Annotated in this window: 10 protein-coding genes; 4 read left to right on the plus strand and 6 right to left on the minus strand. The window is 68.8% G+C overall.

All coding sequences use genetic code 11. From position 1 onward, the window contains the following. The first annotated feature begins 46 nt into the window (after positions 1-46). Positions 47-1,303: a multidrug effflux MFS transporter gene (locus ACWPMZ_RS03565; protein WP_455702633.1), complete on the plus strand. Its 1,257-nt coding sequence runs from the start codon at positions 47-49 to the stop codon at positions 1,301-1,303. Next, positions 1,300-2,769: a glycerol-3-phosphate dehydrogenase gene (locus ACWPMZ_RS03570; protein WP_455702634.1), complete on the plus strand. Its 1,470-nt coding sequence runs from the start codon at positions 1,300-1,302 to the stop codon at positions 2,767-2,769. The genes ACWPMZ_RS03565 and ACWPMZ_RS03570 overlap by 4 nt, the downstream gene beginning before the upstream one ends. On the opposite strand, the gene ACWPMZ_RS03575 is transcribed toward ACWPMZ_RS03570, so the two are convergent. From ACWPMZ_RS03575 to crtY, 6 genes are all read right to left on the minus strand, one after another. After that, complete coding sequence (locus tag ACWPMZ_RS03575; RefSeq protein WP_455702635.1) at positions 2,766-4,382, minus strand: MFS transporter; 1,617 nt, start codon at positions 4,380-4,382, stop codon at positions 2,766-2,768. The two genes, ACWPMZ_RS03570 and ACWPMZ_RS03575, sit on opposite strands and share 4 nt — an antisense overlap. Positions 4,383-4,657: 275 nt before the next feature. Further along, complete coding sequence (locus tag ACWPMZ_RS03580; RefSeq protein WP_455702636.1) at positions 4,658-6,532, minus strand: acetyl/propionyl/methylcrotonyl-CoA carboxylase subunit alpha; 1,875 nt, start codon at positions 6,530-6,532, stop codon at positions 4,658-4,660. Between the two features lie 32 nt (positions 6,533-6,564). Further along, positions 6,565-7,575, minus strand: coding sequence for a phytoene/squalene synthase family protein (locus tag ACWPMZ_RS03585; protein ID WP_455704158.1), 1,011 nt, complete (start codon positions 7,573-7,575; stop codon positions 6,565-6,567). 71 nt (positions 7,576-7,646) lie between these two features. After that, the gene (locus tag ACWPMZ_RS03590; protein WP_455702637.1) at positions 7,647-8,228 is read right to left on the minus strand and encodes an LOG family protein; all 582 of its coding nucleotides are present in this window, start codon (positions 8,226-8,228) and stop codon (positions 7,647-7,649) included. Then, the gene (locus ACWPMZ_RS03595) at positions 8,225-9,718 is read right to left on the minus strand and encodes a phytoene desaturase (RefSeq protein ID WP_455702638.1); all 1,494 of its coding nucleotides are present in this window, start codon (positions 9,716-9,718) and stop codon (positions 8,225-8,227) included. Before ACWPMZ_RS03595 ends, ACWPMZ_RS03590 begins: the two co-directional genes overlap by 4 nt. Then, the gene (crtY, locus tag ACWPMZ_RS03600; protein WP_455702639.1) at positions 9,715-10,896 is read right to left on the minus strand and encodes a lycopene beta-cyclase CrtY; all 1,182 of its coding nucleotides are present in this window, start codon (positions 10,894-10,896) and stop codon (positions 9,715-9,717) included. Before crtY ends, ACWPMZ_RS03595 begins: the two co-directional genes overlap by 4 nt. 61 nt (positions 10,897-10,957) lie before the next feature. On the opposite strand from crtY, the gene ACWPMZ_RS03605 reads away from it, so the two are divergent. Both ACWPMZ_RS03605 and ACWPMZ_RS03610 read left to right on the plus strand, forming a co-directional pair. Continuing rightward, complete coding sequence (locus tag ACWPMZ_RS03605; protein WP_455702640.1) at positions 10,958-11,545, plus strand: DUF2585 family protein; 588 nt, start codon at positions 10,958-10,960, stop codon at positions 11,543-11,545. A gap of 86 nt (positions 11,546-11,631) precedes the next feature. Next, a complete protein-coding gene (locus tag ACWPMZ_RS03610; RefSeq protein ID WP_455702641.1) occupies positions 11,632-13,464 on the plus strand; it encodes a DUF885 domain-containing protein in 1,833 nt (610 codons plus the stop codon). Position 13,465: the final 1 nt, after the last annotated feature.

Here is a 13,465-nt window from a genome sequence, read left to right on the forward strand (position 1 = left end):
AAGGGCTATGCTGCATTGCAATGGAGGCGTAGGGCCTCGGCCTCCGATGACCTTGCCTTTGCCTTCCGCCGTCGACCAACCCGCCATCGGCCAGCGCGAGCTGGTGGTGCTGATCGCCATGCTGATGAGCCTCAACGCGCTGGCGATCGATGCCATGCTGCCGGCGCTCGACGACATGGCGCACGAGATGGGCGCGGCCGCCGGGAACGAGCGGCAGATGATCGTGTCGGTCTACCTCCTGGCCAACGGCATCGGCGCGCTGTTCCCCGGCGCCTTCGCCGACCGTTTCGGACGCAAGCCGGTGGTGATGCTGGCGCTGGGATCCTACGTGGTCCTCTCGCTGGTCGTCGCGATGCTGAGCGATTTCGACCTGATCTTGATCGCGCGGGGCCTCCAGGGGGTTCTCGCCGGCGGGCTGATGGTCGCGCCGACCGCGATCATCCGCGACCGCTACGAAGGCGACAAGATGGCCCGGCTGATGAGCATGGTCTCGGCCGTGTTCATCATCATGCCGGTCTTCGCGCCCAGCATCGGCCAGGCCGTGCTGCTGTTCGCCGGGTGGCGCTGGATCTTCGTCAGCCTCGCCATGCTCGCCGCGGTGACCGCGCTGTGGGCCTGGTTCCGCCTGCCCGAGACGCTGCGGCCGGAGAACGCCCAGACGATCGACCTGCCGGTGATCGCCGCCAACATGAAAGAGGCGCTGCTGACCCGCGCCAGCATCGGCTACGTCGTGGGCACGATGCTGCTGATCGGTGCGGTGTTCGGCTACGTGAACAGCGCGCAGCAGTTGATCGGCGAACACTTCCGCACCGGCGACTGGTTCCCCGTCGTCTTTGGCGGGACCGCGGCGATGATGGCGGTCTCCAACCTGGTCAACTCGCGCATCGTCACCCGCTACGGCGCGCGCCGGGTCAGCCACACCGGGGTGCTGGTGTTCATCGCGGTCAGCGCGGTGCAGGTCTGGGCCTCGATCTACCGTGACGGCGACATCTGGTGGTTCCTGCCGCTGATGGCGACCAACCTTGCCTTGCTCGGTTTCCTCGGGGCGAACTTCGGTTCGATCGCGATGCAGCCCTTCGCCCGCATCGCCGGGGCGGCCAGCAGCGTGCAGGCCTTCTTCCGCATGTTCGGCGCGGCGCTGGTCGGGATGGCGATCGGCCAGGCTTACGACGGCACCGCGCGGCCCTTCGCCTACGCCCTGCTGATCTGCTCCACGCTGGCGATGTGCCTCGTGCTCTACAGCGAGAAGGGCGTGCTGTTCCGCCGCCTCAACAAGCCCGGGGCGCCGTCCGTATTGCCGTGAGCGACGGCGCGCCCTTCGACCTGATCGTCGTGGGCGGCGGGGTCAACGGCGCGGGGATCGCCCGCGATGCGGCGGGGCGCGGGGGGCGGGTGCTTCTTCTCGAGGCGGGCGACCTGGCAAGCGGCACCTCGAGCGCATCGACCAAGCTTGTCCACGGCGGCCTGCGCTATCTGGAATACCGCGAGTTCGCGCTGGTGCGCGAGGCGCTGCGCGAGCGCGAGGTGCTGTGGACCATCGCCCCGCACATCGTCTGGCCGCTGCGTTTCGTGCTGCCGGTCACGCCTGCCACGCGGCCGCGCTGGATGCTGCGCGCGGGTCTGGCGCTCTACGACCTGCTGGCGGGCGGCGGGGGCGCCTTTCCGCGCACCCGATCGCTCGACCTGGCGAGCGATCCGGCCGGAGCGCCGCTGCGCCCGGGGCCGATGCGCGCCCTCGAATACTCCGACTGCTGGGTCGACGATGCGCGGCTGGTGGTGCTCAACGCGCTCGACGCGCGCGAGCATGGCGCGACCGTGCTGACGCGAACGCCGGTCACCGCGGCGCGACGCGCGGGCGGGCTGTGGCACGTCGTAACCCCGGCGGGCGAGTTCGCGGGCCGCGCGCTGGTCAACTCGACAGGGCCGGCGGCGGAGCGGTTCGACCGCCTGATCGGCGTGCGCCCGCGCTATACGATCCGCCCCGTGCGCGGCTCGCACATCGTGGTCCCCCGGCTGTTCGAGCACGATCGGCCCTACATCTTCCAGTTGCCCGACACGCGGATCATGTTCGCCATCCCGTGGGAGGAGGACTTCACCCTGATCGGCACGACCGATGCCGATCACAGCGGACCGCTCGACCATGTGGCGGCGAGCGAGGCGGAGATCGACTACCTGATCGCGGCGACCAGGCGCTTGATCGACACGCGGATCGAGCGGTCCGACGTGGTGTTCACCTTTGCCGGCGTCCGCGCGCTGGTCGACGACGGCAGCGGCCGGCCCGAGGCGGCGACGCGCGGCTATCGCCTGCCGCTGAGCGACCCGGCGGAAGGCGCGCCGCTGCTGAGCGTCTATGGCGGCAAGATCACCAGCTATCGCCACGTGGCCGAAGCAGCCGTGGACAAGCTGGCGGGGCGGCTGCCGATGCTAAAAGTCCCTGCATGGACGGCGCACAAGCCCTTGCCCGGCGGCAATTTCCCGCGCGAGGGGCAGGGCGAGCTGATCGCCGCGCTCGGCCGCGACTACCCGTTTCTCACCCCGCGCGATGCCCGGCGCATCGGCCGCGCCTACGGCACGCGGGCGCGGCGCTGGCTCGGGGAAGCGGCGGCTAGCCGTGCGTTCGGCGCCGGCCTGACCGCCGCGGAAGTGGACTACCTGCGGCGCGAGGAATGGGCGCAGACCGCGCAGGACGTGCTCTGGCGCCGGACCAAGCTTGGCCTCCACCTCGACGCGGCCGGCCAGGCGGCGCTGCAGGATTATCTCGGCGGCTAGCCCGCGTGATCCACCCGGCGGCGGAAGGTCTCCGGCAGGAACAGCAGGCCCACGACCAGCGTCAGCGTCGCCACGCCGACCGGGTACCACAGCCCGGCGTAGATGTTGCCCGTGGCGGCCACCATGGCGAAGGCGATGGTCGGCAGGAACCCGCCGAACCAGCCGTTGCCGATGTGGTAGGGCAGGCTCATCGCGCTGTAGCGGATGCGTGCCGGGAACAGCTCGACCAGCAGGGCCGCGATGGGCCCGTAGACCATGGTGACCAGGATCACGAGCGCGGTCAGGATCGCGACGATCAGGGGGTCGTTGCGCGCGCCCGGATCGGCCGAAGCGGGATAGCCGGCCGCCGCCAGCTCCTCCGCCAGGTCGGGCGCGTCGCCGGGCGCCAGGTCGAACACCTCGCCGCCGATCCGCACCAGCGCGCGGTCGCCGAAATCGCCCCGTTCGTTGGCATAGGGGATGCCGGCCTTGGCGAGGGCGGCCTTGGCGATGTCGCAGCCGGAGGTATCGAACTTGCTCTTGCCGATCGGGTCGAACTGGACCGAACAGGTCGCCGGGTCGGCCGAAACGACCACGGGCGCGCTCTGCTGCGCTTCGGCCAGTGCCGGGTTGGCGGCCGTCGTCAGCGCGCCGAACAGCGGGAAATAGGTGACCGCCGCCAGCGCGCACCCGGCCATGATGATCGGCTTGCGCCCGACCTTGTCGCTCAGCCAGCCGAAGAAGATAAAGAACGGCGTGCCAATGGCGAGCGCGATGGCGACAAGCACGTTGGCGGTTGCGCCGTCGACCTTGAGGATCCGCTCGAGATAGAACAGCGCGTAGAACTGGCCGGTGTACCAGACCACCGCCTGCCCGGCGACCGCACCGAGCAGCGCCACCAGCACCCACTTGAGGTTGGACCACTTGCCGAAGGCTTCGCGCAAGGGCGCCTTGGAGGTCGCGCCTTCGTCCTTCATCGCCTGGTAGACCGGGCTTTCGGCCAGTTGCAGGCGGATCCACAAGGAGACGGCCAGCAGGATCGCCGAGAGCAGGAACGGCACGCGCCAGCCCCAGGCGGCGAAGGCGTCCTCGCCCATCCACGTCCTCAACCCGATGACGACAAGCAGCGCGGCGAACAGGCCCAGCGTGGCGGTGGTCTGGATGAACGAGGTATAGAAGCCGCGCTTTCCTTCGGGCGCATGCTCGGCCACGTAGGTCGCCGCGCCGCCGTATTCGCCGCCCAGCGCCAGGCCCTGCAGCAGCCGCAGCGCCACCAGCAGGATGGGCGCCGCGACGCCGATGCTCGCATAGCTCGGCAGCAGGCCGACCGCGAAGGTCGCCGCGCCCATCAGGCCCATCGTCACCAGGAAGGTGTACTTGCGGCCCACCAGGTCACCGATCCGCCCGAACACGAGCGCGCCAAAGGGGCGCACCGCAAACCCGGCCGCGAAGGCGCCGAGCGCGAGGATGAAGGCGGTCGTCTCGTTGACGCCGGAAAAGAACTGCGCCGAGATGATCGTGGCGAGCAGGCCGTAGAGGTAGAAGTCGTACCACTCGAACACCGTGCCGAGCGACGATGCGAGGATGACCTTGCGGTGCGATTGGCGCAGCGTTCCCCCGGCGGCTTCGGTCATGCGGCGATATCCCCTCTCGGCGCGACACTGCCGCAGCGGCCCGCGATGTTCAATGCCGCGCTGCGAAGGCGAAAGGTGACACTAAGTATACACTTGAACGCGGTGCCGAGCGGGCAGACCCGATCGCCGGCGCGGTTGAGTGGAAGGACGGGTTTCATCCACCAGCGTAAGCCACGAATCGAGGCCTGTAGGAAAGTGAATTCCTCCCCGGCACGCGGGGGGAGACCATGCCAAACCAGTCTGCCGCTGGGCCGCTTTTCCCGATGGGGAAGGAACTACTCCGCCGCCTTCTCCACCCGCGCGAGCAGCGCCTCGACCTGCACCTGCGCGCCCTCGCTGGCCTTGAGCTCGGCCACGGTCCCGGCGAACGGCGCGGTCAGCGCGTGTTCCATCTTCATCGCCTCGAGCACCAGCAGCCGCTGCCCGGCCTCGACCTGCTGCCCCTCGGCCACGTCGACCGCGATGACCTTGCCCGGCATGGGGGCAAGGATGTCGCCGTCGTGGGCGGAGGCAGCGCCTTCGCCATGGGGATTATGCTGCCCAATGGCGAAAGCTACGCCCTTGGCACTAACGAGAGCGGTCGTGGGCGTTGCTGATGAGGACCAAACGTCGTCGATCCAGTCGTCGGGAATTCTCACCTCGACGGGCCCTGCGTCGGTCGCAAGTAGCACCGACCTGTTTGGCTCCCTGTTGAGACGAAACCCGGTCAATGCAGCATTCTTCGTTCCGATGTATTCGCGTTGCAAATGAAGGGCCGCCGTTTCCAGCATGGCCTGCGTTGGCGCGATCTCGGGAATTAGCTCGGTTCCGCGACTTGCGATCAGCCCCGTGGTCATTTGGCCGGCGCGAAATTGCTCGTCTTCGAGTAACCGGTACAAGAAACCAGCGTTCGACTTGACCGGCCAAATCGCCGTCCCGTCAAGCACCTTCATGAGGTCCGCTATGGTGCGATCTCTGTCCGGTGCCCAAGCGATCACTTTCGCAATCATGGGATCGTAAAATGGCGAGATGGCGGCACCCTCTTCGACGCCGGTATCGACACGCTCGTCGTCCGGGATATGGAAACGAACCAGCCGCCCGGTACTCGGCAGAAACCCCTTCGCCGGGTCTTCCGCATAGAGCCGCGCTTCCATTGCCCAGCCGTCGATCGTCAGTTCGTCCTGCCTGAGCGGGATCGGCTCGCCGCTTGCGACGCGCAGCTGCCACTCGACCAGGTCGACGCCGGTGATCTCCTCGGTCACCGGGTGTTCCACCTGCAGGCGGGTGTTCATCTCCATGAAGAAGATGCGGTCGGCGCGCAGGCCTTCGCTGGCATCGGCGATGAACTCGATGGTGCCGGCACCGACGTAGTCCACCGCCTGGGCCGCGCGCACTGCCGCGCCGCAGATCGCCGCGCGCGTCTCCTCGTCCATGCCCGGGGCGGGGGCTTCCTCGATCACCTTCTGATGGCGCCGCTGCAGACTGCAATCGCGCTCGAACAGGTGGACGACGGTGCCGTGCGTGTCGCCGAACACCTGCACCTCGATATGCCGCGGCGAGGTGATCCATTTCTCGAGCAGGACCTCCTCGTTGGCGAAGCTCGACCTAGCTTCACGTTTGCAGGAATCGAGCGCGGCGAGGAAATCCGCAGGGTCGTCGACCTTGCGCATTCCCTTGCCGCCGCCACCTGCGACGGCCTTGATCAACACCGGATAACCGATTGAATCGGCCTCGTTGTGCAACCGCTCGGGCGACTGGTCCTCGCCCTCGTAGCCCGGTGTCACCGGCACCCCGGCGGCGCGCATCAACTTTTTGGCGGCATCCTTCAGGCCCATCGCCTCGATGCTCTCGGGCGCCGGGCCGACCCAGGTGATCCCCGCCGCGATGACCGCGCGGGCGAAGGCGGCGTTCTCGCTCAGGAAGCCGTAGCCGGGGTGGATCGCGTCCGCCCCGGTGGCCATGGCGGCGGCGATGATCTTCTCGCCCACGAGATAGCTTTCCGCCGCGGGCGATGGCCCGATGTGGACCGCCTCGTCCGCCTGCCGCACGTGCAGCGCCTTGGCATCGGCATCGGAATAGACCGCAACCGTGGCGATCCCCATCTGCCGCGCCGTGCGGATCACCCGGCAGGCGATCTCGCCGCGATTGGCTATGAGCAGCTTTCGTATCATGCGAAACCGGTTAGGCCGCGCGCCGCCAAGGCTCAAGCCTCATCCGGCAGCGGGGTCATCGGGATCGGGGCGATCGGGCCGGCCATGCGGGCGGCCATCATCAGGCTTCCGCGGGTGTGCTTCGGCCAGGCTTCGGGGGCGGGCGCATCGCGCAGGGCTTCGAACAGGGCGCCGACGACGTGCCCCAGCTTGGCGAACAGGCCAACGCGGACCCGGCGGTCCCACGCCCGCTCGCCGCGTTCGCGCACCTTGCGGCCGATCGCGCCGTAGATTCGCGCCGCGGCCAGCACGGCCCAGCGTTGGCGGAAGGCGAGCGCATTGGCGCCGTAGCGCGCCGCCGCCTCGTGCTGGTCGGCCATGGCGAGCAGGCGGCCGACGAGTTCGACCAGTTGCGGGCGGAACTCGGGGCGCATCCGGCCGCCGGGCGGGAGGTCCGCTTCCACCTGCCACTCGGTCGGGATGTAGCAGCGGCCCGCAGCATCGTCGTCCTTCACGTCGCGCGCGATGTTGACCAGCTGGAAAGCGAGGCCGAGATCGCAGGCGCGGTCGAGCGTGTCGTGATCGTCCTTGGGAACGCCCATGATCTTGCCGATCATCACCCCCACCGCGCCGGCGACATGGAAGCAGTAGCGCATCATGTCTTCCTCGCTGCGCGGCCGCCAGCCTTCGGCGTCGAGCGCGAAGCCCTGGATCACGTCTTCGCAATCCTCCTTCGTCAGCCGCGCCTCGGCAGCGACCTGGCCGAGCGCGTCGAAGGCCAGTTCGGCGGTCGGCTGCCCTTCGAGCGAGCGTTCGGTGAGGATGCGGATGGCGAGCACGCGCTGCTGCGCGCTCGCCTCGTCCAGCTTGAGGCCGCTGCTGCCGTGATCCTGCCCGTCGACGATGTCGTCGCACCGGCGGCACCAGGCGTAGAGCAGCCAGATGCGCTCGCGCGTGGGGCGGTCGAACAGGCGGCTGGCGAGCGCGAAGCTCTTGCTGCCCTTGCGGATCGACTTGCGCGCCCGGCGGACCAGCGAACCGCGGTCCTGCCCGCCGCCCATCATTCGCGGGCTGCTCCTGAGGATCGCCGAGGGAACGAGCCGGCGCGGGCCGAAGCGCAGGATGCGCGGGCGGTTCAAAGGTCGCTCGCCTTCATCGCGAAGATCGGGGTGTGCGGCTGATAATCCGCCATTTTCGCCAACAGCGGATCGAGCTCCTCGTCGGCGATGATGATGCCCTGGTGCGCGGGGCGGACGAAGCCGACCTCGGCCATGTGGCGGTTGAATTCCAGCAGCCCGTCGTAGAAGCCGAAGCTGTTGAGCAGCCCGACGGGCTTGGTGTGATAGCCGAGCTGCGCCCAGCTCACCGCTTCCCACAGCTCGTCCATCGTGCCGACACCGCCCGGAATGGTCAGGAACCCGTCGGACAGGTCGGTGAAGGCCTGCTTGCGCTCGTGCATATTGCGCACGACGTGCAGCTCCGTGCAGTCGGTGTTGGCGACTTCCCCGCCGACCAGCGCCTCGGGGATCACGCCGACGACCTTGCCGCCCGCGCCCAGCGCTCCCGAGGCCACCGCGCCCATCAGCCCCAGCCTGCCGCCCCCGTAGACGACCGCGATGCCGCGCCCGGCCAGCGTCCGCCCGACGTCGCGCGCCAGCTCGACGTAACGCGGATCGGCCGGCGTGGCGGAGCCGCAATAGACGGCCAGGGCATTCACTTTGCGAGATCCTCCAGCATCAGGCCGGCGGTCGCTTTCGCGCTGCCGACTACACCGGGAATCCCGGCGCCCGGATGGGTTCCCGCGCCGACCAGATAGAAGTTCTCGATCACGTCGTCGCGGTTGTGCCCGCGGAACCAGGCCGACTGGGTCAGGATCGGCTCGAGGCTGAAGGCGCTGCCCAGGTGCGCATGCAGGTCGTGCGCGAAGTCGGTCGGCGCATAGTGGAACTTGGTCACGATCCGCTCATGGATATCGGGGATCAGGCGGCGGCCGAGCTCGTCCAGGATCCGCTTCTCGAGCTCGGGCCCGACCTGCTCCCAGTCCACCGCCAGCTTGCCCATGTGCGCCACCGGGACCAGCGCGTAGAACGTGCTCATGCCGGGGGGCGCCATGCTGGGATCGGTCACCGTGGGGTGGTGCAGGTAGATCGAGAAATCGGCCGGCAGCACGCCGCGGTCGTAGATGTCCTTCAGCAGCCCGTCGTAACGCGGGCCGAACAGGATCGTGTGGTGCGGGATGCCGGGCCAGGCGCCCTCGATTCCGAAATGCACGACGAACAGGCTGGGGCTGAAGCGCTTGGCCGCCATCTTGCGCCCCTGCGTCTTGCCGCGATGGCTGTTGCCCAGCAGGTCGCGATAGGAGTGGACGATGTCGGCGTTGCTGGCGACCGCGTCGAACGGCTCGCGCCAGCCGCTGGCGGCGATCACCTCGACCGCGCGGGTGCCGATCGTGTGGACGTTCTGCACCGGGTCGCCCAGCCGGATCTTGCCGCCCAGCCGCTCGAAATGGCGCACCATCCCGGCGATCAGCCGGTTCGTGCCGCCGCGCGCCCACCATACGCCGCCGTCGCGCTCCAGCTTGTGGATCAGCGCGTAGATGCTGCTGGTGGTCATCGGGTTGCCGCCGACGAGCAGGGTGTGGAAGCTCAGCGCCTCGCGCAGGTGCTCGTTGCGGATGTACTTCGAGACGATCGAATAGACGCTGCGCCAGGCCTGGTGCTTCGCCAGCGCGGGGGCCGCCTTGATCATCGACTTGAAGTCGAGGAACGGCACCGTGCCGAGCTTGACGTAGCCTTCCTCGTAGACGGCGGCGGAATACTTCAGGAACGCCTCGTACCCGGCGATGTCGGCGGGATCGAGCTTGGCGATCTCGTTGCGCAGCTGGCGGTCGTCGTTCGAATAGTCGAACTGCGCGCCGTCGGGCCACATCAGGCGGTAGAACGGCATGACCGGCATCAGCTCGACATCGTCGCGGATGTCGTGGCCACTCAGCGCCCAGAGCTCCTCTAGACAGGCCGGGTCGGTCACCACGGTCGGGCCGGCGTCGAAGGTGAACCCGTCGCGCTGCCAGAAGTAGGCACGCCCGCCCGGCTTGTCGCGCGCTTCGACCACGGTCGTCTGGACACCGGCGGACTGCAGCCGGATGGCGAGTGCCAGCCCGCCGAATCCGCTACCGATCACGCAGGCGCGTCTGCCCTCGGGGCTCATGCAGCTTCTTTCAATCTGGGGCGGGAGGATGTGAGCGCGGCCACGGCGCGCCCGATCGGCACCGGCGGCTTGCCGCACAGGATGCGGATACGGTCGGCGCGGGTCGACCGGGCGGCGTAGAACCGCTCGATCAGGCCCTGGTTGAGGCGGTAAAACCGGGCGAAGATCTGCCAGCGGCGCTGGTCGCTCGCCGCGCCGAACAGCATCGAGCCGAGCCGGCGATAGAACTTGGTGCGCTTCCAGGTCTGCCGCGCGCGCGCCTCGAGCATCGCGGTCAACTGATCGCCCGGCAGGTCTACGTCGCGGGCGATGGCGGTGGCGGTCTCGACCGCAAAGGGCAGGGTGTAGCTGGTCAGCGGGTGGAAGAACCCGGCGTGGGCCCCCGCGCGGGCGACACCGGGGATGCGCAGCTCGTTCTGCCAGGCGGCGAAGTCGCCCCCGGTGACGACGGGCAGCACGCCGGTCTCGGCGCTCAACAGCTCGCCGGTCCAGCCGTGCCGCTCGCAGTATCCGTCGATCCGCCGCGACAGCGCGCTGCGGTCGAGCACCGGCGTGTCCTGGTAGTAGGTGTCCTCGACGAACAGCTCGTCCACGCCGAGCGGGAGGACGTAGACGAAACGATAGCCGCCGATCTGGTCGACCGTGGCGTCCATGATCACCGGGCGCTCGATCCCATGGGGCTTCGCGGTGCGCATGTGGCGGCCGAGGAAGACCTGCCAGCCGCCGGCAAGGTGGATGGTCGGCACGAAGGCGCGGCAGTCGATCACCACGCGCGCGCCGATCCGCTCGCCGCCCGCCAGGGTGACGCCGTGCGCGTCGAGCGCGGCGGCGGGCGTGCCGGTCATGATCGTGCCGGGTGCCAGTTCGCGCGCGAGCGCGGCGGCGAAGTCTTCGCTGGCGAGCGAGCGGTAGGGCGTTGCAAGGTGGCGGGCCTGGCGCGGGAAGCCGACGTCGTAGCCGTCGTCCCACCGCGTCACGCGGAACGGGCGCATCAGCCATTCGCCCTCGGCATCGAGATCGCTGGCGAACCACGACCAGCGATGGTTGCCGCCCAAGGCCTCGCCGGTCTCGATCAGGCGGACCGCGATCTCGGGCCGTGCGCGCCGCAGCGCCAGGGCGATCAGGCCCCCGGCCAACCCCCCGCCCACGATGGCAATGTCACACGCGCGCCCGGTCATCGGCTGGTGCCTTAGCCGATGGGGATTGCTTGGCAATGGGCGCTCGCGCACAAGTCTCCGGGTGAACAGCCTCCTCCCTCATCGCCGTGCCGCGTTCGCCGCGCTGGTCGTCGCGCTGGCGGCGGCGGCGATCCTGTTGGCGATGGGGCGCAACCCGATCTGCGAATGCGGCACGGTCAAGCTGTGGCACGGGGTGGTGCAGTCGAGCGAGAACAGCCAGCACGTGACCGACTGGTATGCGCCGAGCCACTTCACCCACGGGCTGATCATGTACTTCGTCGCCTGGTTGCTGTGGCGCAGATGGAAGCTGTTTGGCGGGCGCCCGGCGCGCTGGGCGCTGCCGATCGCGGTCGTCGTGGAGGCGGCCTGGGAGGTGCTGGAGAACACGCCGATGGTGATCGACCGTTACCGCGCCGTCACCGCCAGCTTTGGCTATTCGGGCGACAGCGTGCTCAACTCGGTCAGCGACATCGGCTGGATGACGATCGGCTTCCTTGCCGCCAGCCGCCTGCCCGCCTGGTCGAGCGTGGCGCTGGCGCTGTTCCTCGAGCTCCTGACGCTGTGGATCATTCGCGACAACCTGACGCTCAACGTCGTCATGCTGCTCTGGCCGGTCGAGGCGATCCGCCAGTGGCAGGCGGGAGGCTGATCTTGGGGGTTGAGCGGTAACGCTTGAAACCGCTTTGCCGGCGGTCTAGCCCACACGGGTCCCCACCCGGTCGCCGGAGAACATCCTTGCTTCGTTCCTTTGCCGCCCTGCTGCTGGCGGGCGCCCTGCCGCTGGCGGGCTGCGCCACCGTCCCTGCCACGGAGCAGGCCGCCGCGCCCGCGCTGGTGCCCCCCACGGTACCGGCGCAAACGCCCCACGCTCTGCTGTTCGCCATCTTCGCCGCTGCCGACGAAGCGAACCTGAAGCTCAATCCGACCGACGCCCTGGCGCGCGGCGACCGGCGCTATGCCGAGCATTTCGGCGACTACGGGACCGACGCCTGGAACGATGCGGCGCGCCGCCAGGCACAGGCCAACATCGCCGCGGTCGAGGCGATCGACCGCGCCTCGCTCTCGGAAACCGACCGCATCGCCTACGACACGTTCCTGTGGGGCGAGCGCGATACGCTCAAGGCGCTGAGCCCGGCGATCCTGCCGCTCACGCACGTGCGGCCGATCAACCACTACAACACCTGGCAGGTCTATTATCCCAGCTTCGCCAGCGGCGAGGGCGGTGCGCCGTTCGAGACGCTGGCCGACTACGAGAGCAACCTGAAGCGCCACGCCGAATACATCGCCTGGGTGGACCGCTCGATCGGCCTGATGCGACAGGGCATGGCGAGCGGGGTGGTCGAGAGCCGCATGACGATCGAACGGACGATCGAGCAGCTCGACGAGCAGACCGCGCGGCCGGTCGAGGAATCGCCGTTCATGGGGCCGGTCGGCAAGTTCCCCGATGCGGTCGGCGCGGCGGACCGCGCCCGGCTGACCGCAGAATACCGCGCCGCCACCGGCCGGATCATGGACGCCTATCGCCGGCTCAACGGCTTCCTGAAGGCCGAGTACCTGCCCGCGGCGCGGCAGGAAGTAGGCCTGCGGGCGATGAAGGGCGGCGACGGGCTCTATCGCTATCTGGCCGAACGCTACACCACGCTGCCGGTCGATCCGGAGGAGGTGCACCAGACCGGGTTGAAGGAAGTCGCCCGCATCCTCGCCGCGATGGACGAGACCCGCAAGGAACTCGGCTTCGAGGGCACGATGAAGGAATACTTCGCCTGGCTGCGCACCGATCCCCGCTTCAAGCGCGCGACGGTGCAGGAGAAGATCGACGCTTACAACGCGATCGCCGCGCGCGTGGCCGAGAAGATTCCGCAGTATTTCTCGAAGGTGCCCCGATCGCGGCTCGAGGTGCGGCCGGTCGAGGCGTTTCGCGAGAAGTATGCGGCCGAAGGCTCCTACAGCGCCGGCACGCCCGATGGCTCGCGCCCCGGCGTGTTCTACTACAACACCTACGACCTGCCGGCGCGCACCACCCCCAACGAGATCACGCTCTACCTGCACGAGGGCGCACCGGGGCACCATTTCGAGAGCAGCCTGGCAATGGAGAACGAGGCGCTGCCCAACTTCCTGCGCTTCGGCGGCAACACCGCCTTTAGCGAAGGCTGGGGTCTCTATGCCGAGACGCTCGGCTACGAGATGGGCCTCTACGACGACCCGGCCAGCCGCTTCGGTACGCTGAACGACGAGATGCTTCGCGCCATGCGGCTGGTGGTGGACCCGGGGCTGCACGCCAAGGGCTGGACCCGCGAACAGGCAATCCAGTACATGACCGACAACTCGGCGCTGGGCCTGGAGGACATCCGCGCCGAGGTGGAACGCTACATCGCGATGCCCGGCCAGGCGCTGGCCTACAAGGTCGGTTCGATGACCATCCAGCGGCTGCGCGCCAAGGCCGAGGCCGAGCTGGGCGACCGGTTCGACATCCGCGAATTCCACGCCCAGGTGCTGGGCACCGGCCCGCTGCCGATGCCGGTGCTGGAGCGTAAGATCGACGACTGGATCGCCGCCACCAGGGGCTGAG

The sequence above is a fragment of the Tsuneonella sp. HG222 genome (assembly GCF_053819185.1).

Bases quoted from the DNA above. Each gene is read 5' to 3' on its own strand.
- ACWPMZ_RS03565 (WP_455702633.1), top strand. From the start codon at position 47: ATGACCTTGCCTTTGCCTTCCGCCGTCGACCAACCCGCCATCGGCCAG.
- ACWPMZ_RS03575 (WP_455702635.1), bottom strand. From the start codon at position 4,382: ATGACCGAAGCCGCCGGGGGAACGCTGCGCCAATCGCACCGCAAGGTC.
- ACWPMZ_RS03580 (WP_455702636.1), bottom strand. From the start codon at position 6,532: ATGATACGAAAGCTGCTCATAGCCAATCGCGGCGAGATCGCCTGCCGG.
- ACWPMZ_RS03585 (WP_455704158.1), bottom strand. From the start codon at position 7,575: ATGATGGGCGGCGGGCAGGACCGCGGTTCGCTGGTCCGCCGGGCGCGC.
- ACWPMZ_RS03595 (WP_455702638.1), bottom strand. From the start codon at position 9,718: ATGAGCCCCGAGGGCAGACGCGCCTGCGTGATCGGTAGCGGATTCGGC.
- crtY (WP_455702639.1), bottom strand. From the start codon at position 10,896: ATGACCGGGCGCGCGTGTGACATTGCCATCGTGGGCGGGGGGTTGGCC.